Source organism: Verrucomicrobia bacterium S94 (assembly GCA_004299845.1).
Taxonomy (GTDB): Bacteria; Verrucomicrobiota; Kiritimatiellia; order Kiritimatiellales; family Pontiellaceae; genus Pontiella.
This window is the reverse complement of sequence record CP036201.1, coordinates 2,549,709-2,567,468: the sequence shown is the minus strand read 5'-3', so window position 1 is coordinate 2,567,468 and position 17,760 is coordinate 2,549,709. Positions and strand designations below refer to the sequence as shown.

Annotated in this window: 16 protein-coding genes; 15 read left to right on the top strand and 1 reads right to left on the bottom strand. The window is 53.3% G+C overall.

Translation table 11 applies throughout. The annotated features are described in order from the left end of the window. Positions 1–113 precede the first annotated feature (113 nt). The 8 genes from EGM51_11180 to EGM51_11145 all read left to right on the top strand — a co-directional run bounded on the left by EGM51_11180 (position 114) and on the right by EGM51_11145 (position 8,630). A complete protein-coding gene (locus EGM51_11180; protein QBG47931.1) occupies positions 114–446 on the top strand; it encodes a hypothetical protein in 333 nt (110 codons plus the stop codon). A gap of 184 nt (positions 447–630) precedes the next feature. Further along, a complete protein-coding gene (locus EGM51_11175; protein ID QBG47930.1) occupies positions 631–1,491 on the top strand; it encodes an NAD(+) kinase in 861 nt (286 codons plus the stop codon). Between the two features lie 257 nt (positions 1,492–1,748). Next, complete coding sequence (locus EGM51_11170) at positions 1,749–3,107, top strand: cytochrome ubiquinol oxidase subunit I (protein QBG47929.1); 1,359 nt, start codon at positions 1,749–1,751, stop codon at positions 3,105–3,107. Between the two features lie 2 nt (positions 3,108–3,109). Next, positions 3,110–4,111 (top strand): cytochrome d ubiquinol oxidase subunit II, encoded by a 1,002-nt coding sequence (cydB, locus tag EGM51_11165; GenBank protein QBG47928.1) that lies wholly within the window; start codon positions 3,110–3,112, stop codon positions 4,109–4,111. 39 nt (positions 4,112–4,150) lie between these two features. After that, positions 4,151–5,257 carry a VanZ family protein gene (locus tag EGM51_11160; protein ID QBG47927.1) on the top strand — a complete coding sequence of 369 codons (1,107 nt, stop codon included), beginning with the start codon at positions 4,151–4,153 and terminating at the stop codon, positions 5,255–5,257. Continuing rightward, positions 5,224–6,429, top strand: a complete 1,206-nt coding sequence (locus EGM51_11155; GenBank protein ID QBG47926.1) for a hypothetical protein — start codon at positions 5,224–5,226, stop codon at positions 6,427–6,429. Before EGM51_11160 ends, EGM51_11155 begins: the two co-directional genes overlap by 34 nt. Positions 6,430–6,495: 66 nt before the next feature. Further along, positions 6,496–7,929 carry an efflux transporter outer membrane subunit gene (locus EGM51_11150; protein ID QBG47925.1) on the top strand — a complete coding sequence of 478 codons (1,434 nt, stop codon included), beginning with the start codon at positions 6,496–6,498 and terminating at the stop codon, positions 7,927–7,929. Beyond that, positions 7,926–8,630, top strand: coding sequence for a two pore domain potassium channel family protein (locus tag EGM51_11145; protein ID QBG47924.1), 705 nt, complete (start codon positions 7,926–7,928; stop codon positions 8,628–8,630). The genes EGM51_11150 and EGM51_11145 overlap by 4 nt, the downstream gene beginning before the upstream one ends. Here the strand turns inward: EGM51_11145 and EGM51_11140 are convergent, their stop codons facing one another. Beyond that, positions 8,631–9,617 carry a hypothetical protein gene (locus EGM51_11140; protein QBG47923.1) on the bottom strand — a complete coding sequence of 329 codons (987 nt, stop codon included), beginning with the start codon at positions 9,615–9,617 and terminating at the stop codon, positions 8,631–8,633. It abuts the gene before it with no gap. Between the two features lie 195 nt (positions 9,618–9,812). On the opposite strand from EGM51_11140, the gene EGM51_11135 reads away from it, so the two are divergent. From EGM51_11135 to EGM51_11105, 7 genes are all read left to right on the top strand, one after another. Further along, positions 9,813–10,352, top strand: coding sequence for an ACT domain-containing protein (locus tag EGM51_11135; protein QBG47922.1), 540 nt, complete (start codon positions 9,813–9,815; stop codon positions 10,350–10,352). Between the two features lie 31 nt (positions 10,353–10,383). Beyond that, positions 10,384–11,763 carry a PFL family protein gene (locus EGM51_11130; GenBank protein QBG47921.1) on the top strand — a complete coding sequence of 460 codons (1,380 nt, stop codon included), beginning with the start codon at positions 10,384–10,386 and terminating at the stop codon, positions 11,761–11,763. 157 nt (positions 11,764–11,920) lie between these two features. Further along, positions 11,921–12,397, top strand: a complete 477-nt coding sequence (msrA, locus tag EGM51_11125; protein ID QBG49298.1) for a peptide-methionine (S)-S-oxide reductase — start codon at positions 11,921–11,923, stop codon at positions 12,395–12,397. A gap of 20 nt (positions 12,398–12,417) precedes the next feature. Next, the gene (locus EGM51_11120; GenBank protein ID QBG47920.1) at positions 12,418–13,062 is read left to right on the top strand and encodes a hemolysin III family protein; all 645 of its coding nucleotides are present in this window, start codon (positions 12,418–12,420) and stop codon (positions 13,060–13,062) included. Positions 13,063–13,209: 147 nt separating this feature from the next. Beyond that, positions 13,210–14,826: a bifunctional phosphoribosylaminoimidazolecarboxamide formyltransferase/IMP cyclohydrolase gene (gene purH, locus EGM51_11115; GenBank protein QBG47919.1), complete on the top strand. Its 1,617-nt coding sequence runs from the start codon at positions 13,210–13,212 to the stop codon at positions 14,824–14,826. Positions 14,827–15,074: 248 nt separating this feature from the next. Further along, positions 15,075–16,769: a DEAD/DEAH box helicase gene (locus tag EGM51_11110; protein ID QBG47918.1), complete on the top strand. Its 1,695-nt coding sequence runs from the start codon at positions 15,075–15,077 to the stop codon at positions 16,767–16,769. Between the two features lie 100 nt (positions 16,770–16,869). Continuing rightward, positions 16,870–17,703 (top strand): META domain-containing protein, encoded by an 834-nt coding sequence (locus EGM51_11105; protein ID QBG47917.1) that lies wholly within the window; start codon positions 16,870–16,872, stop codon positions 17,701–17,703. The last annotated feature ends 57 nt before the right edge of the window (positions 17,704–17,760 follow it).

The window sequence follows — 17,760 nt, the reverse complement described above, 5'->3', positions numbered from 1 at the left end:
AAAGTGGAAAGGATAGGGTATCCGGGAGGTCTGAAACCGCTTTTTGCTTCCAACAGCGGGGAAATCGGCCTATAAATTCAGGCTCTTAAATTCCAACCCTTGGAAACAGCAGTATGGATCAGGATCAGAAATACGAAAACGATGTGATGTTCAGACCGGCCGTCGGTACCGGGCTCGCGGTTGCCTCGGGACTTTCCTTCTTTTTTCTCTGTATGATTCTCCCGCTGGTGGGACCGGCGGGAAGCCGGGTGGAGCATGCCGGGAAGAACAAAGTTGCTTTTCTGACGGTTCTGCTACTGACTTTTGTGCTGGCCGCATTATCTGTTTTTTCAAAAATGGGCCGTCGAAAGATTGACGGGTCTCCGCTGCCGTTTTTTTCCTTTGCCCTCTGCGGTGTCTGTCTGCTGACTTTTGTGATTCTGCTGTTCGACGGATTTTCCATCTGAATTTCGGTATCGGGCCAGTGTTTTCAATTATTCTGCGGAGGCGGATCATCCGTTTCAGATCGGTATTGTGTAAGTCCGTCGCGGAGGAGCACGACCGGTGATTGCTTTCGCGTAACGTTCCGAAGGTTCGAAGCATCCGTTTCGGCGATTGCGCCGGCGTTTTGAAACAGCTACATTCGGAATCGTGAAAAAAATCGGTGTTATTGTAAATACGAAGCGCCCGCGTGCGGCGCATGTGCTGAATGAACTGCGGGATCTCGCTGCGGCGTTTGACTTTCAGCTTTTTGCGGAGAAGCCGGAAATGGCGGAAGCGCTGGGAGCCGGACTGCTTCCGGCATCTGAATTCGGGCGTGAGGTTGATGTGGCACTTGCGCTGGGCGGTGATGGTACTGTGCTTTACACGGCACTTGCGCTGCACGGTTCCGGCGTGCCGATTATGGGGGTGAATCTCGGTAGTCTGGGGTTTCTTACCAGCGTGAGTGATTCGGAAATCCGGCCGGCTCTGGAAGCCATAAAAAACGGGACTTACAACGTTTCTGTGCGCGATGTGGCGGAATGCCGGGTTTTCCGGAACGGGGAATTGATCGGCGAGCAGCGTTCGCTGAACGATATTGTTCTGGGCTGGGGCGCGTCGTCGCGCATCAATACCTTCAATCTGGTCATCGATGGAGAAGATGTGAGCTCGTTTATGTGCGATGGCATGATTGTTTCGACGCCTACCGGCAGTACCGCGCATTCACTCTCGGCGGGCGGGCCGATTCTGCATCCCGGAGTATGCGGTTTCGGTATCAATGTTATCTGTCCGCATACGCTCAGTTCCCGGCCGTTGGTGGTGCCGAATACCAGCTGCATTGAAATCCGGGTGGTCAAGGCGGTGAAAGAGCTGATTCTTTCGATTGACGGACAGGATGAGTTTCTGATGGAGCAGGGCGGACGGATCGAAATCCGGCGCAGTGAGTACGGTGTACGGTTTCTTCAGCTCGAAAATCACAGCTATTTTTCGGTCCTTGCCCAGAAGCTGCACTGGCGCGGTTCAAGTCTTTGATCAATCGGATGTTTCGGTTGATGTCAGGGTATTCAGTTGTATTCTATCTTTAAATACAAGTGCCGGCCGGACGGGTATTCCTGTTTTGGCGCTCTGTGCCGGCAAATAAAAACAAGTAAAACATGATCACTTTAATGGTTTGATATTTATCGATAAATAGGTATTGAATTGCCGAAATGCTCAATGTATCCATGTAGCTTCAATTCATGTACAAGCATATACCTGTTTTAAAATTTTCACCGAAACTGGAGAGTTGAATGGATGCAGTGTTACTTGCGCGCATACAGTTCGCGCTGACGATCATGTTCCACTATATCTTCCCGCCGCTGACCATCGGTCTGGGCTGGATGATCTTTATGTACAACACGCGCTATCAGGAAAACGGAAATCCGCTTTTCCGGCAGCTGGCCCATTTCTGGACGAAGGTGTTTGCGATTTCGTTTATCATTGGAGTGGCAACCGGTATTGTAATGGAATTCCAGTTCGGCACCAACTGGGCGGGTTATTCCCGCTTTGTCGGTGATATTTTCGGGGCTCCGCTGGCGGCGGAGGGCGTGTTCGCCTTTTTCCTGGAATCGAGTTTCCTCGGCATTCTGCTGTACGGACGGAAACGTGTATCGCAGAAGCTGTACTGGTTTTCCAGTTTTATGGTGGCCCTCGGTGCAACCATGTCGGCCTTCTGGATCGTGGTGGCCAATTCGTGGCAGCAGACGCCGGCCGGTTACGAAGTGGTCACTGAAACGGTAAACGGCATCGAAATTCAGAAAGCGGTGCTCACCAACTTCTGGCAGGCGGTATTTAATCCATCCACGCTGCCGCGTTATTCCCACGTCATCACCGGAGCACTGACCGTCGGTGTATTTTTTATTCTCGGCACGTCGGCCTGGCAGGTGGTTAAAAAGCGGAATGTGGAATTTTTCCGTGCCTCCATGCGTACGGCCATTGTTCCGGCTTTCATGGTCATTCTGATTACTATGTTTGTAGGTCATAAACACGGTCATCAGGTGGCTGAAACGCAACCGGCCAAGCTGGCGGCTTTTGAAGGGATCTGGGAAAGCGGACCGAATGCACCGCTCATGCTTTTCGGCCTGCCGGATCAGGATGCCGAAAAAAACCATTTTGCCATCCGGATTCCCGGTATGGTCAGTCTGATGGTCGGCGGACGTTTTGATACGGAAATTCAGGGTCTGAAAGACTTCCCGAAGGAGGACCGTCCGCCGGTGGCGATTTCGTTCTGGGCATTTCATCTGATGTTCTACATGGGGATGTGGATGGCTTTTGTCGCCTTCATCGGGGTGATTTTCTGGCTCAACAAAAAGCTGCTTGACCACCGGCTTTATCTAAAAATCTGTGCTTTCACGGTTCCGATTCCATTCCTTGCCAACGAGGTCGGTTGGATTGCGGCCGAAGTCGGGCGCCAGCCGTGGGTCGTCTATAATCTGCTGCGCACAAAAGAGGCCGTATCCAAATCGGTGCCGGCCGGACAGGTATTGGCCTCGATTATTATGTTTTCCATCATCTATGCACTGCTCTTCGGACTCTGGATTTATCTGCTGAAAAACCAGTTTGCCAAAGGGCCCGAATCCGTTGAAGCCCTTGAAGGGGAGGTTGAATAATTATGGAAGCACTGCAAATTGTCTGGTTCCTGCTTATCGGTATTCTCGTTATCGGCTATTCGATTCTCGACGGATTTGATCTGGGCGTCGGTTTCTGGCATCTCTTTGCCCGGAAGAAAGGCGAGCGCACTGCGTTTATTCATTCCATCGAACCGTTCTGGGACGGCAACGAAGTTTGGCTGCTGACCGCAGGCGGAGCACTGTTCGCAGCGTTTCCGCCGGTCTATGCCACCGTATTCAGCGGTTTTTATCTGGCGATGATGCTGGTGCTGCTCGGGCTGATCTTCCGCGCGGTTGCGATCGAATTCCGCAATAAGATTGAATCTGAAAAATGGGTTAAGGCGTGGGACGGCGCCTTTGCGTTCGGTTCAGTACTACCGACCATTCTCTACGGCGTTGCCATTGGCAACATTCTTCAGGGATTGGAACTCAACGCCATCGGCGATTATACCGGCGGATTTTTTGCGTTGCTGAACCCGTTTGCACTGTTCTGCGGTATTGTCGGTCTGGCTATGTTTGCACACCACGGCGCGCTCTATCTGACGATGAAGCTCGAAGGTGAAACCGCCGAAAAAGCCGGAAAGTGGGCGCAGAAAGCCTGGTATGCATTCCTGTTCGCTTTTATGCCGACGCTGGCCTATGGGGTGAAGTTCTGCATCAGCGGGGATTATAAAGTTATTTGTATGATGCTGGTTGTGCTGGCGCTTGTGACCAATTTTCTGGCTTTTGCCTTCAATAAAAAAGGCAAAGCAGTGGCGGCATTCCTTTCTTCATCGGCCACGATTGCACTGGTTATGCTGTCCGTTGCGGCGGCGCTTTTCCCGAATATTGTCCCGTGTACCAACGAGCCGGACTGGGGCCTTACCGTTTTCAATTCCTCCTCCTCGATGCGCACTCTGGGGTGGATGCTGGGTATTGCCCTCATCGGTATGCCGCTTGTACTGGGCTACACCTGGTTCATTCATCGCGTCTTCCGTGATAAGGTTAAAGTCCACAAAGATTAGGTTCGGCATCCGTTCTGCCGGTGGTATGTTTTCCGGTCGATGGATGAAGGAATGAACCAACTGAAAAAACGGCTGCCTGCGTTGATCATGCTGGCAGCCACTTTGTTTATCTGGCCTGCGGTTGATCCCTGCCGCCCGTCCGCCGAGCCGTTGCTTGACTATCCGTCGCTGGCTGAAGCTGATTTTGTTCATGGTGATTGCTCCGCATCGGATGGCGTTATTCAGATCAATCAGCATGCCGCAGGCGACCATCCGGAAGTGATCTTTGATCTGGGTAATGTATCCCGCTATGAAATCATCCGTCTGAGCGGCTATCTGCAGGCGGCTCCGGTTCCGGATATTCATGCGGGGCATACTGTAGCGCTGCGGCTGGATCAGAAGCTGGCCGACGAGCGGATTTTACGCGGAAGCTGGCACCGGATGTCGGCCGTTGGCACTCTTAAGCGCTCTTTTTTTATTCAGGACTACATTCTGGAGAGCGATGCGGTTTCCGCACAGGTGGTGCTGTCGCGTCACGGTTCGGTGGGCACGGCTTCGTTCGATTCAATCCGGGCGGTTCCGGTACAGTGGAGCGGATTCTATCCTTTTATCCGCTGGGGATTCATTCTGACCTGGTGTCTACTCGGCATGCTTTATTACCGGATCTGCCGTCTTCATGAGCGGCCGCTGCGGCACCTGCTTCTACTTAATGCGCTGGTGATTATTATCGGAGTGATGCTGCCGACACGCTGGTTCCAGTACGGGCCGGGATTTCTGCGCTGGTTTTCTCTGCTCGAAATGCAGGCGGTTCCGGCTGTTTCGCCGGCATATGAGCTGGTGAGTGCCGGGCTGGGAGGCGGTCTGCTGGATCATTTCAAATACATTATCGGGCGTTCTGCCGGCCATTTTCTTTTTTTCGGATCGCTGTCGTTTTTAACGTTTCTTTCCGGAGCACTGGAGCGTAGGGAATACCGGTTTTATCCGAGGGCCGGGCTCGATATTCTGCTGTTCGGTGCGGTGACCGAGTCTCTTCAGTATTTTGCGGTCGAACGCACCGTCGATATTCAGGACATGCTCTGCAATGCATACGGGATGCTGGCTGCGATGCTGTTGTTTATGGGGGTTAAAAAAGTATGGAATTTGGCGGAGTGCAGACAGACGGACTGAAAAAGCTTAAACTGCGGCTTCCGGCGTTACTGATGCTGGGGATCACTTTGCTGTTCTGGGGCAGCTACGACTGCTATCGACCGCTGGGCGAACCGTTGCTGGAGATGCCGAAGCTCGGAGACGCATGGCGAATGCGTGGTGATGTGGTCCAAACCAACGGCCTTTACCGCCTGCTGGTTCCGAAAGGGGGCAAAACTGCGGAGGTGCGTTTCCGGATACTGGAAAATCCGACGGTATCAAAAATTCGCCTGCAGGGTCGAATCCGGACGGAGGATGTGGTGCGTGGCAAATACCGGTGGAGCAGTGCACGACTGCTGCTGATTCAGCGCGATGCAAAAGGCAAATGGATTCCGGGAACACATGGTCTTCTCGATGAAGAGGGAACCGTGCCGTGGACCTTTCAGCAGCAGGAGTTTGAAATCTTTCCCGAGGCGGCCACGGTAGAGGTTGTGCTGCAACAGATCGGGAAATCAGGGACGGCATGGTTTGATCAGGTTGTTGCCGTACCGGTTGAGGTAAAGCCATCCTGTCTTCCCATGCGTCTGGTATTTATGGTGGCGTGGCTGTGGATGGGGGTTCTCTATTTCCGGCGCTGCCGGCTGGACCACCGGAAACTGCGCATTCTGATTCTGCTGAATGTTATTGCCATTCTCTTCGGTACGCTGGTGCCGACCGTCTGGATTCAGAAGCCGGTCGACGGTGTGAAGGAACGGCTGGAACAGCTGCAGAAACGTCTGCAGGTCCGGGAGCAGAAGGCTCCTTCGAAAAAAGCGGAAGTTCCGAAAGCGAAGTCACCGGAAAAATCCGCATCCGGATCCGTGGTTTTTGAAAAGGAAACCTCGGCCGTCGACGGCATGATTGAAGCCGTGGAACAGGTGCATCGCATCGGCCATTTTGTACTCTTTGCATCACTCTGTTTTCTGGTCTATTGCTCGGCTGCACTGGAGGGGCAGGGCCGGGGATATGTGCTGAAGGTGGCCTTTGATATTCTGCTTTTTGCCGCGATATCGGAATCGCTGCAGTATCTCACCATGGACCGGACGCCGGGATGCAGTGACTGGATGGTTGATGTTTACGGTATGCTGCTGGCCCTGCTGCTGTTTGGTGCGGTTCGTTTCATCATTCCGGTCTTTCCCGGAAACGGGCAGGCCGGATCCCGTTTCGGCGTTTGACTTACAGAGATGGGGTTTCTATCATATACCCTCAATTAATGATCACTCTAATAAGGGAGTTCCTCCATGAAGTTTCGTTGGTTTCTGTATTCCATTGCCGGTCTGGCTCTGCTCAGCGGCTGTTCCTCCCTGCCTTCTGTGGGCCCGGATTATGAAATGCCCGAGGAATCCACGCCCGATGCCTGGCACGATGCCGTCCAGGATGAATTCAAGAGCGGAAAGCCGGATCTTCAGAGCTGGTGGACGGCGTTCAATGATCCCACACTCAACGCTCTGATCGAACGTGCTGCTACGAAAAACTACGATCTGAAGACTGCTGCGGCCCGGATTGAGCAGGCGGCCGCGTTGCGCGGTGTCAATGCCGGCCTCTGGTGGCCGGAAATCATGGCCGGCGCTTCTGCCAGCAGTTATCAGCTGACCAGGGACAATACGTTTGGCGGAGCCGTTGACCGGAAGGGAGAGCTTTATGACGCTTCTCTTTCCATGGCGTGGGAGCTCGATCTCTGGGGCCGGGTGCGCCGGTCGGTTGAATCGGCTGATGCATCGCTGCAGGCGCAGGTGGAAAACTACCGGGATATTCTCGTCGTTCTTTATGCTGATATTGCGCAGAACTATATAAACGTCCGTACGTTGCAGGAGCGTATTCATTTGGCGGAAAACAACCTGAAAGCTCAGGGTGAAACGCTGAAACTGACCAGGAACCGTTTTGACTCCGGACTTGTTCCGGCGCTTGATGTGTCGCAGTCGCAGTTGAATTTTTTCCGTACCCAATCAGCAATTCCGTCATTGCGGCAGGAACTGGTGGTCGCGATCAACCGACTCAGTGTACTGGTGGGCGAAATGCCTTATGCGCTTGAAAAGGAATTGGGGGTGCGTAAGCCGATTCCTGTTCCTCCGGAGGAACTGATGGCTGGTGTGCCGGCGGATCTTCTGCGCCAGCGGCCGGATGTCCGCCGGGCTGAGCGCGAGCTGGCCGCTCAGCATGCGCTGATCGGAGCGACTAAGGCGGAGCTGTATCCGACGCTGACGCTGCCGGGCACGCTGGCTGTGGAATCCTCAGGGGGCGATCTTTTCAGTGGAGCGAATACTTACTACAGTTTCGGGCCTCAATTGAAATGGAGCATTTTCAACGGCCGTCGTATCCGCAGTCAGGTGGATGCTGAAAAAGCCGGAACCCGTGCGGCGCTGCACACGTATGAGCAGACGTTGCTGCTGGCACTGGAAGAGGTCGAAGATAACATGTCGGCCTATGCCTATGAAAAAGACCGGATCGAGTCTTTGGAAGTGGCGGCGGAATCGGCGGAAAAATCGGTTGAGCTGGTGAGAGAACTGTATACTTCGGGACTGACGGATTTTCAGAATGTGCTGAACATGGAGCAGGCTCTGCTGGAACAGCAGGATCAGCTGGCGTTGAGCAGAGGAATGGTCAGTTCTTATCTGGTCGGGGTTTATAAATCGCTCGGCGGTGGATGGGCCCTTCCGGACGAGGCGGCTGAATGATGCATACCCGCCCGGTTCTTGAGGCGTTTCTGAAGGGGCGTTTCAGTTTATTTCTCTCCACTATGGTGGCCATGTTTTTTATTATGCCGCTGGCGGGAGATAATCGGGTTCTGGTTGATCAGGTTTTAGGCTGGCTCGGTATTGTGGTTCTTCTGTCCTGTCTCCGTGCGGTTTCCAATACGCGGAAGTTTTTTGTGGGTATGACACTGCTGACGCTCGTCAATATGGTGCTGAGCGGCGTTGAGCTGGTAAATACGGGCGAGACCAACGGATTTCTGCTGGCCGTTGTCGGGTTCAAGGTGATTTATTTTGTGCTCGTCTTCTTCAGCATCATGCGGTTTGTCCTGATGAATGATGCGGTCACCGGGGATAAAATTTACGGGGCTGTCTCCGCCTACTTTCTGATGGGGGTAATCTGGTCCTTTGTGTACACCGGATTTTTTATCCATAATCCGGTGTCATTCAATGTGCCTGAAGCCTGGTTGTCGTATAGTTCTGTAAACAGTTTCTGGGCGGTTTATTTCAGTTTTACCACCCTGACCACGCTCGGCTACGGCGATATTACGCCACAGACGCCGCTTGCACAGTCCTATGCGATGATGGAGGCGGTTATCGGTCAGGTTTTTCTGGCGGTCATTGTGGCCCGGCTCATAGCACTGCATATTTCACATGAACGGACTCATGTGAACGAGCCGGAATAATCATTGTGCTGCGGGAAGCGGAGCCTGAGGGGGAAGTCCGGAAACCTCTACTTTTTCAATCCAGTGCCGGAGAGCGGGCCAGCCCCCGGATCCGGCCAGTGCGTTGAAATAGCGATACCCGTCGCCATAGTCCGGGTCTTTACTGGTTTCAATGGTATCGAGGGCATCCAGATAGTTCCGCTTCCGGCAGTATTCCGCGGCGGCAAACTGAGAGATCCCTTCGTGAACCCACAGCGGAGCATTTTCGAGCTTTGGAAAATGTTCATGTACCAGGTCGTGCATCAGTTCGTGTATGGCGGCAACACGGAAAACTTCCTCATGGAGATGGTCCAGAATATAGATGGATTCGTTCGACTGCCCTTCATCTTTGCGCCAGCTGCCGAACAGGCCGCGTTTAACCAGCATGGTCTGCCGGCTGTATAGCCCGCGGATGGTCACCGGTTCATCCGTTTTGCGAAGGGTGCCGGACAGTTCTCCCATATCGTCGCGATCCACCAGTTTAAGCTGTGGAACGGTCTGCATCTGTAACCCGCACCAGCTTTCCAGTTCCCGACGGGCGAGGTCGTAATGCTTCAGTGCGACGTCGATCGTGTCCGCCGATGCGCTCCGGCAGATACTGCACACAATACGTCCGTCGCTGAGCTCGGTCGGATTTTTTGCCGGCAGACCGCAGGAAAAGCAGGTCGGGCTGTTTTTCAGGCATTCGTCGCAATAGTTGTGCCGGGTAATACTGTATCCCGACTCGATATGCACCCCGCAGATTTCGCAACGCGGCAGGGTGCTGTTGAAACACTTCTGCGAGCAGTAGATCTTTCCGTCCGCCTCAATATACTGGCCGCTGATCGGTCGCCCGCATTTTGCGCATTTCGGACGAAGTACATCGACACACTGCTGGGAACAGCAGGCGTGGCCCTCATAATTCCAGTAACGTCCGGGCAACGGCTCTCCGCAGACTTCGCATACGGTCGGTGGGTTTGCCTCCGCCATCAGTTTCGTGCCCGGAAGTACAAGGAGTATCCGCAATGCGCTTAACATGGATCGACGGGAAAACATAGCGTAATGCTATGTCATCACCGTCGAAACGCAATCCAGAAAAACCGCTTTCCCTAAAGAGGTCTTTTTTTTAATTCCAATAGATGGAAAAAGAGCGATAGTGTTTGTCCAATCACTGGAAAGGTAGAAATGGCGAACAGAAACAATTTGGTAATATCAGTAATGGACCGTGACCGGCCGGGCATTGTGGCCGAGGTGACGGAGGGAATCAGCTCGCTTGGCGGCAATCTGGCGGACCTCCGGGAATCAGTGCTTTGCGGCTACTTCACAATGATCCTGGTGGTCGATTTCCCGGTTGAAGTGACGGTAGAGCAGGTGCAGAAAGCGCTTGCAACCGGAAAAACCTCTCATGTTTCCGTTGAACAGGTGGAGGGAATGCTTGATGAAGTCGATCGTTCGGAGCAGACCTATATTCTGTCGGCTGTGGCGAAAGACCGCGTTGGACTTGTGGCCCAGGTTTCGCGTTTCTGTTACGATCGCGGGGTCAACATCCTTGATCTTGCCTCCTATGTTGACGGCGATCAGTACACCATGATGCTTCAATTGGAATTTCCGGATATCCGGAAGCTGGAGACTTTCAGGACTGAGCTTTCCGACTTCGGAAAGGCCAGCGGCCTGAATCTGGTTCTGCAGCACAACGATATCTTCCGTGCCACCAACGAAATCTGAACAACCTGAAATTTGAAATGGAAAAACTGAAATGATCCGCTCTGACCAGATTCTTAAAACCGTCGACATGATCCAGAAAGAACATCTGGATGTGCGCGCCGTGACCATGGGTATCAGCCTGCTGGACTGCCGTACCGGCGATGCCGAAACCACTGCACAGAAAATACAGGAAAAGATTCGTCTGCTGGCAGGCGATTTTGTGGAGACCTGCGACCGGATCGGCGGGATGTATGGCGTGCCGGTGGTGAATAAACGGATATCGGTTACGCCGATTGCTCATGTGGGGGCAGGCTTTTCACACGAGGGTTTCGTTCGGTTGGCCAAAGCGCTTGATGCCGCCGCCGAGGAAGTGGGCATCGATATTATCGGCGGTTACTCGGCCAATGTGGAGAAGGGGATCAGTCAGGGCGATCTGAAGTTGATTCAGGCGGTGCCCGAGGCACTGGCCACGACCAGCCGCGTCTGTTCCTCGATTAATGCAGGCTCAACGCGCCATGGGCTGAATATGGATGCCGTGGCTCTGCTGGGCGAAACCGTGAAAGCGGCGGCCGAAGCGAGTAGGGAATCCGGCGGATTCGGTGCAGCCAAATTTGTGGTTTTTTCCAATCAGCCCGGCGATAATCCGTTTATGGCGGGGGCGATACACGGTCTCGGCGAAGCTGAAGCCGTGATCAATGTCGGTGTCAGCGGACCGGGAGTGATTGCGCGGGCGCTGGAACGTAAAATTGAGGCCGAAGGTGCGGAGAATCTGGGGCTGGATGATCTGGCGGAAGAGATTAAGCAGGCGACGTTCCGCGTTACCCGTTGCGGCGAGCTGATCGGCCGTCAGGTGGCGGAAGCGCTCGATCTTCCGTTCGGTGTGGTTGATCTCTCGCTGGCTCCGACACCGTCGGTCGGCGATTCAGTCGGCGAAATTCTGAATATTCTTGGAGTGGATGATATTGGTGCACCGGGTTCGACGGCGATTGTGGCGATGCTGAACGACGCCGTTAAAAAAGGCGGTTCCTTTGCATCCCAGAGTGTCGGAGGGCTGAGCGGTGCATTTATTCCGGTGATGGAGGATTCGGTGCTGGCCGAGGCCGCCGAGCGGGAATGTCTGATTCTTGAAAAGCTCGAAGCGATGACCTGTGTCTGCTCGGTGGGTCTGGATATGGTGCCGATTCCCGGAGACACCAGTCCGGAAACGATTGCGGCGATTATTGCCGATGAATTGATGATCGGCGTAATTAATTCGAAAACGACTGCTGCGCGCTTGATTCCGGTGCCTGGAAAAGCGGCGGGGGAATATGTCTCTTTCGGCGGTTTGTTCGGGGCCAGTGTGGTGATGCCGGTCCGCAATGCGGGACGTTCTTCGCGCTTTGTAAAATTCGGCGGTCGAATCCCGGCTCCGATCCACAGTCTGAAAAACTGAGAACCGGTGAATGGTTCTTCCGTTCCGGCCCGTTGAACGAAAAAAACTGAAGATGCTCTAAGGCAGTCAGGAGGGCGATATGATCACAAGACGGTTTGCGCTATGTGCATTGTTGGGATTGGCTGTTACGGCCGGTGCAGTAGAAAAGGAGTCGGATATGGAAAAGGCTATTTTTGCGGCGGGGTGTTTCTGGGGCGTTGAGGCGTTGTTTGAAGAACTGGACGGCGTGCAGGAAGCGACTTCGGGATATACCGGCGGACACACTGAAAATCCGACCTATAAAGAGATCTGTTATCAGGATACCGGCCATGCCGAAGCTGTTGAGGTCATCTATGATCCTGAAAAAGTTTCCTACGAAGAACTCTGTATCTATTTCTGGCGTCTGCATGATCCGACCACCCTGAATCGGCAGGGTCCCGACCGCGGGTCGCAGTATCGTTCCGCCATTTTCTATCTGAACGATGAGCAGAAAGCTGTGGCGGAAAAGGTTCTTCCCGAAGCGCAGAAACGTTGGAAAAAACCGATCGTTACCGAAATTACAAAGGCCTCTGCTTTCTACAGGGCTGAAGAGTATCATCAGAATTACTTCAAAAAACACGGGCCGCACGGCTGTCATTATCTGCGGGATTGGTAAGAGGGGGATTGCGGGGAGTCATGGACCGTAAAAAACCGGATTACAGTGCCGGCGAGGAGCTGGTAAATGCCATTACACACGGAATCGGCGCAGTCATCGGTGTGGCGGCGCTGGTTCTGCTGGTTGTCTTCAGTGCGCTTCGGAAAGGACCGTGGGAAATTGTCAGTTGTGCAATTTACGGGGCGACGTTCATCATCCTGTTCCTCGGTTCCACACTTTATCATTCCTCAAGGCAGCCGAAGGTGCGGAAGGTGATGAAGATTATTGATCATTCCGCCATTTATCTGCTGATTGCCGGAACCTATACGCCCTTCACGCTGGCCCCTCTGCGCGGTGCTCTGGGGTGGAGTATTTTCGGCATCATCTGGAGCTGTGCGCTGATCGGCATTGTGCTTAAGGCCTTTTTTACCGGACGCTATAAATGGGTCTCTTTGGGGAGCTATCTCTTTATGGGCTGGCTTTGTGTGATTGCAGTGAAACCGCTGTTTGAATCGCTCTCCACGACGGGATTTGTATTTTTTGTGGTCGGCGGCCTGTGTTATACTATCGGTGCGGTATTCTACGCCATGAAATCGGTAAAGTGGTCTCATGCCATCTGGCACCTGTTTGTTCTTGCGGGCAGTCTCTGTCATTTTTTCAGTATTCTTTTCGGCATCGCTTTATAATTCGGGGGCTTGCATCTGAGGGACGCGATCGTGCTTCTCAGATACAAGTACTGTGAAAAGTTCCACCCTTTGGAAAAAAGGGCGTGCGTTCAGGGCGGGTGATCGGTAAAAACAACGCCTTTGAGCCAAACCCAAGGGAGTATTTGCATGAACGTAAAGATTGAGCGCGCACTTTTAAGTGTATCCGATAAAGCGGGGATTCTGGACTTTGCCCGTCACCTGCACGAAATGGACGTGGAGCTGCTTTCCACCGGCGGTACCGCGAAGGCGATTCGCGAGGCCGGTATTCCTGTAAAGGATGTTTCTGAATTCACCGGGTTCCCGGAAATGCTCGATGGCCGCGTGAAAACGCTCACTCCGCAGGTTCATGCCGGTATTCTCTACATGCGCGACAACGAAGAGCATGTGCAGACCATGGCGGATCACGGCCTCGGTCAAATCGATCTCGTATGTGTGAATCTTTATCCGTTTGAAGAAACCATTGCCAAAGAGGGGGTCACCCTGCCGGAAGCGATTGAGCAGATTGATATCGGCGGTCCGACGATGATTCGTTCTGCAGCGAAAAATATGAAATTTGTGACGGTTGTCACTGATCCGGCGGATTATGCGCGGGTGATTGACGAAATGAAAGCCAACGGCGGGGCCACCACGGAGTCTTTCCGTTTTGTGCTGGGGCAGAAAGTGTATGCCCGTGTTGCGGAATACAATGCCGCGATTGCTGCGTATCTCGCTGAACAGGTTGCTGAACAGAAACTGGCGAAACCGTTTGTGAAGGCGTATTCCGATGGCACGGAACTGCGCTATGGTGAAAATTCCCATCAGAAAGCCTGGCTCTATAAAGATGCCGACTCCCGTGAATCCACTATCGCGCTGGCGAACGTTCTGCACGGTAAGGAAATGAGCTACAATAACTATGTTGATGGCGATGGTGCACTCGAAGCCGTGAAGGATCTGGCCGGCCGGCCGGGTGTCTCTGTGATTAAGCACACCAACCCATGCGGATACGCCACCGGTGAAACACTGGCGGAAGCGTTTGAAGCGGCGTGGGCGGGTGATCCGGTTTCGGCTTTCGGGTCCGTGATTGCTGTGACTGAAAAGGTGGATATGGCGACCGCTCAGTGTCTCGACGGCCGTTTCATCGAAGCTATCATTGCTCCGGGTTACGACGAAGATGCTCTGGATCATCTGAAGAAGAAAAAGAACCTGCGTATTCTGAAGCTCAACGAGCCGATGGGTAAGGCGCTGCCGCAGCGGATGGTTAAGCACATTAACGGCGGTCTGCTGGTGCAGGATGTGGATACGGAAATTCTGGAGAAGTGGGACGTTCCTACAGAAGCTCCGTTCGATGAAAATAAAAAAGAGCTCGCGCTTTTCGGAATCGCTGCGGCTAAACATACCAAATCCAACGCCATCGTGCTGGTGCAGGAGTATAAACCGGGCCAGTTCCGTGTGCTCGGTATGGGGGCCGGTCAGCCGAACCGCGTGGACGCGCTGAAAAAACTTTCGGTTTCCAAAGCGGTGGAAAACCTGAAAACCGAAAATCCGGACATTACTGAAGAGGAGATTCAGAACGTCATCGGCGAATGTGTCTTTGTTTCCGAAGCGTTCTTCCCGTTTGCGGACAGTATTGATGCGGCCAGCGAAATGGGTGCGAAGTTTATCGTGCAGCCGGGCGGTTCGATCCGTGACGATGAAGTGATCGAAGCCTGCAATAAATACGGCATTGCCATGGCGATGACCGGCATGCGCCACTTTAAACATTGATTCTTATTTTTAAGGTGTGAGGAAGCCCGTTCATAAGAGCGGGCTTTTTTCATTTAAAAGATTGCTAATAAAAAATATATGCGTATAACCGCCCTTCGTTTTTACAGAACCACGTTTTAAGCGTTCTGTTCATTCGGGGTCAATTTTCTGCGATGGGCGCGGGAAAAGTGCCCTGTAGTCTGGAGAGGCGATGGTTGCATCGTCTATGAACGGCATTCGTGCTGTTGCTCCGCAACGTAGGAAAACATATGACATTCTCCGATTTGGGGCTGAGCCCCGATACACTTAAATCTATTCAGGTTCTAGGCTTTGAAACCCCGACTCCGATTCAGGAACAGGCCATTCCCATTCTGCTGGAAGGTTCCAGGGACTTTGTCGGTCTGGCGTCGACCGGTACCGGAAAAACTGCGGCATTCGGTCTGCCGCTGCTCGAACGGGTCGATCCGTCAAACGATATGCCTCAGGGCATTATTCTTTCGCCGACCCGTGAACTCTGTCTGCAGATTGCCGATGACCTGAAAAAATTTGCCCGGCACCAGCATGTAAAAATCACGGCCGTTTACGGCGGCTCCAACATTTCCACGCAGATTCGCGATCTGAAGCGTGGTACACAGATTATTGTAGCGACTCCCGGTCGCCTGCTTGATCTGATCGAGCGCCGTGCGGCAAAACTCGATCAGATATCCGTAGTCGTTTTGGACGAAGCGGACGAAATGCTCAATATGGGCTTTAAGGATGAGCTGGACGCCATCCTGCAGAAGGCACCGGAAGATCGCGTTACCTGGCTGTTCTCGGCCACGATGGCCAAGGGGGTGGCTCGTATTGCCGCCAACTATCAGACCGACCCGGTGGAAGTTTCGGTGGGCGGCCGTAACGAAGCGGCGGCCAACATCGAACACTTCTGTTTTATGGTGCACGAAAAAGACCGTTACCCGGCACTGAAGCGGATTCTCGATTATCTCCCGGAAATTTACGGGGTGATTTTCTGCCGCACCCGGGCTGAAACCCAGACGGTGGCGGAAAAGCTGATGGCTGATGGGTATTCGGCCGAAGCGCTGCATGGTGAACTTTCGCAGGCGCAGCGCGATGCGGTGATGCGTAAGTTTCGTGCCAAGACGGTGCAGATGCTGGTGGCGACGGACGTGGCCGCGCGTGGCATCGATGTGAACGACATCACGCACGTGATCCATTATAAACTTTCGGATGAAGCTGCCGCTTATACACACCGATCAGGCCGTACTGCACGTGCCGGTAAATCCGGTGTGTCGATTGCGCTGGTCAACATGCATGAGCGCCGTCGTATCGCGGATCTGGAACGCCGTAACAATATCCGGATCAAGCTGGAAAAAATTCCGGATGCAAAGGCCATCTGTGAAAACCAGCTGCTGGCGTTGATTCATCGGGTGGTGGATGTGAAGGTGAACGAGGAGGAGATCGGCGATTATCTCCCTCCGGCCTACGAAGCCCTTTGCCATCTCGATAAGAAAGAAATTATCAAACGGTTTATTGCTGTTGAGTTTAATCACTTCCTCGATTACTACCGGAATGCGGAAGATCTGAATGCCAAATCCAAGCCGCGCCGGGAACGTCAGGCGGGACAGCCGCGTTCTGAAAATGCCAAACGTAACCGCCGGATGGAAGCCTATGATACCAAGCGGTTTTCGATTAATATCGGCCGGGTGCACGGCGTGAATGCCGGTGCTATTGTCCGGTTGGTCTGTGAGCACAGCGGGATTAAATCCAATAAAATCGGGGCGATTGATCTCGGACGCGACTCTTCAAACTTTGAAGTCGCCAAGGATGTTGCCAATGATATCCGAAAAGGGTTGCAGAACCTGAAACTCGACGGCCGTAAGGTCAGCATCCGCTCTGCGAGTGGGCGCGCCGCTGGCGGAGGACAGGGTGGACGCGGCGGTCCCCGTAAAGGTCGTAATCGCGATTAGTTTTCGGAAGTATCTGCAGCACAGCCGGAAATGACTCCTGCTCGGTACCGTCGTTGACCGGCTGTTCTGTTTCTGAAAAAAACTCTTTTCAATTTGCAGAATGTCTGTGGAGTCATCATGCTCCGGTACTTTATTGACCGTGTTGGAGCGTATGATGAATCGATGGGCAGTGTTGGCTTGTTTCCTGGGTGTAATGCTGAGTGTTTCCTGTAAAACACCGGTGCAGGAGGTGCCTCAGATTGAAGGGATCGCATGGGAACTTTCCGGAATTTCCGATTCGGAGGGAAATCTGATTCCGCCGGTTCAGAATGCGCAGGTCTGGTTTAAACTGTCTGAGGGCCGGATTACGGGAAATGCGGGGGCGAATCGTTTTTTCGGCGAGTATGTTTTATCGGGGCGTACGATCCGCTTTTCGCTTACCGGCTCCGGCATGATGATGGGTACGCCGGAACTGATGGCGCAGGAAATGCGGTTGCTGAAAGTGCTGGGTGAAACCGTCGATTATCGGATCATCGATGGTGAGCTGCGGTTACGGAATGCGGATCAGGATGTTATGGTAACGATGAAGCGGCGTGTAGAGCCGCCGCTTTTTTCCACGGTCTGGAAAGTCACGGGGGTAAATAACGGAAAAGGCGGTATGACCGGCCTGCTGACCGGCTCCGAAATTACGCTCGAATTTACGCAGGATGGTGCGGTGTCGGGTTCGGCAGGGTGCAATGTATTCAATGGAAGCTACGTATTGAACGGTGAGACCATCCGGTTCAGTTCGCTGGCGACAACCCGCCGGATGTGTTTTCAGCCTGAAGGGGTCATGGAACAGGAAGCCGTCTTTCTTCAGGCGTTGGAACATTCGAAGAGTTGTAACATCAAGATGGGCGTTCTGGAATTGCGGGACGAATCCGGTGGGTTACAGGTTAAAGGTGTAGTGAAATAGAGGTTCCAATCATTGGAACAATTTATAATGGCAGAAGCGGGCGGCCGCCGGGATGAT

Excerpts from the sequence above, each read along its gene's own strand:
- EGM51_11180 (QBG47931.1), top strand. The coding sequence starts at position 114 with ATGGATCAGGATCAGAAATACGAAAACGATGTGATGTTCAGACCGGCC.
- EGM51_11170 (QBG47929.1), top strand. The coding sequence starts at position 1,749 with ATGGATGCAGTGTTACTTGCGCGCATACAGTTCGCGCTGACGATCATG.
- cydB (QBG47928.1), top strand. The coding sequence starts at position 3,110 with ATGGAAGCACTGCAAATTGTCTGGTTCCTGCTTATCGGTATTCTCGTT.
- EGM51_11160 (QBG47927.1), top strand. The coding sequence starts at position 4,151 with ATGGATGAAGGAATGAACCAACTGAAAAAACGGCTGCCTGCGTTGATC.
- EGM51_11155 (QBG47926.1), top strand. The coding sequence starts at position 5,224 with ATGGAATTTGGCGGAGTGCAGACAGACGGACTGAAAAAGCTTAAACTG.
- EGM51_11150 (QBG47925.1), top strand. The coding sequence starts at position 6,496 with ATGAAGTTTCGTTGGTTTCTGTATTCCATTGCCGGTCTGGCTCTGCTC.
- EGM51_11145 (QBG47924.1), top strand. The coding sequence starts at position 7,926 with ATGATGCATACCCGCCCGGTTCTTGAGGCGTTTCTGAAGGGGCGTTTC.
- EGM51_11140 (QBG47923.1), bottom strand. The coding sequence starts at position 9,617 with ATGGCGGAGGCAAACCCACCGACCGTATGCGAAGTCTGCGGAGAGCCG.
- EGM51_11135 (QBG47922.1), top strand. The coding sequence starts at position 9,813 with ATGGCGAACAGAAACAATTTGGTAATATCAGTAATGGACCGTGACCGG.
- EGM51_11130 (QBG47921.1), top strand. The coding sequence starts at position 10,384 with ATGATCCGCTCTGACCAGATTCTTAAAACCGTCGACATGATCCAGAAA.
- msrA (QBG49298.1), top strand. The coding sequence starts at position 11,921 with ATGGAAAAGGCTATTTTTGCGGCGGGGTGTTTCTGGGGCGTTGAGGCG.
- EGM51_11120 (QBG47920.1), top strand. The coding sequence starts at position 12,418 with ATGGACCGTAAAAAACCGGATTACAGTGCCGGCGAGGAGCTGGTAAAT.
- purH (QBG47919.1), top strand. The coding sequence starts at position 13,210 with ATGAACGTAAAGATTGAGCGCGCACTTTTAAGTGTATCCGATAAAGCG.
- EGM51_11110 (QBG47918.1), top strand. The coding sequence starts at position 15,075 with ATGACATTCTCCGATTTGGGGCTGAGCCCCGATACACTTAAATCTATT.
- EGM51_11105 (QBG47917.1), top strand. The coding sequence starts at position 16,870 with ATGTCTGTGGAGTCATCATGCTCCGGTACTTTATTGACCGTGTTGGAG.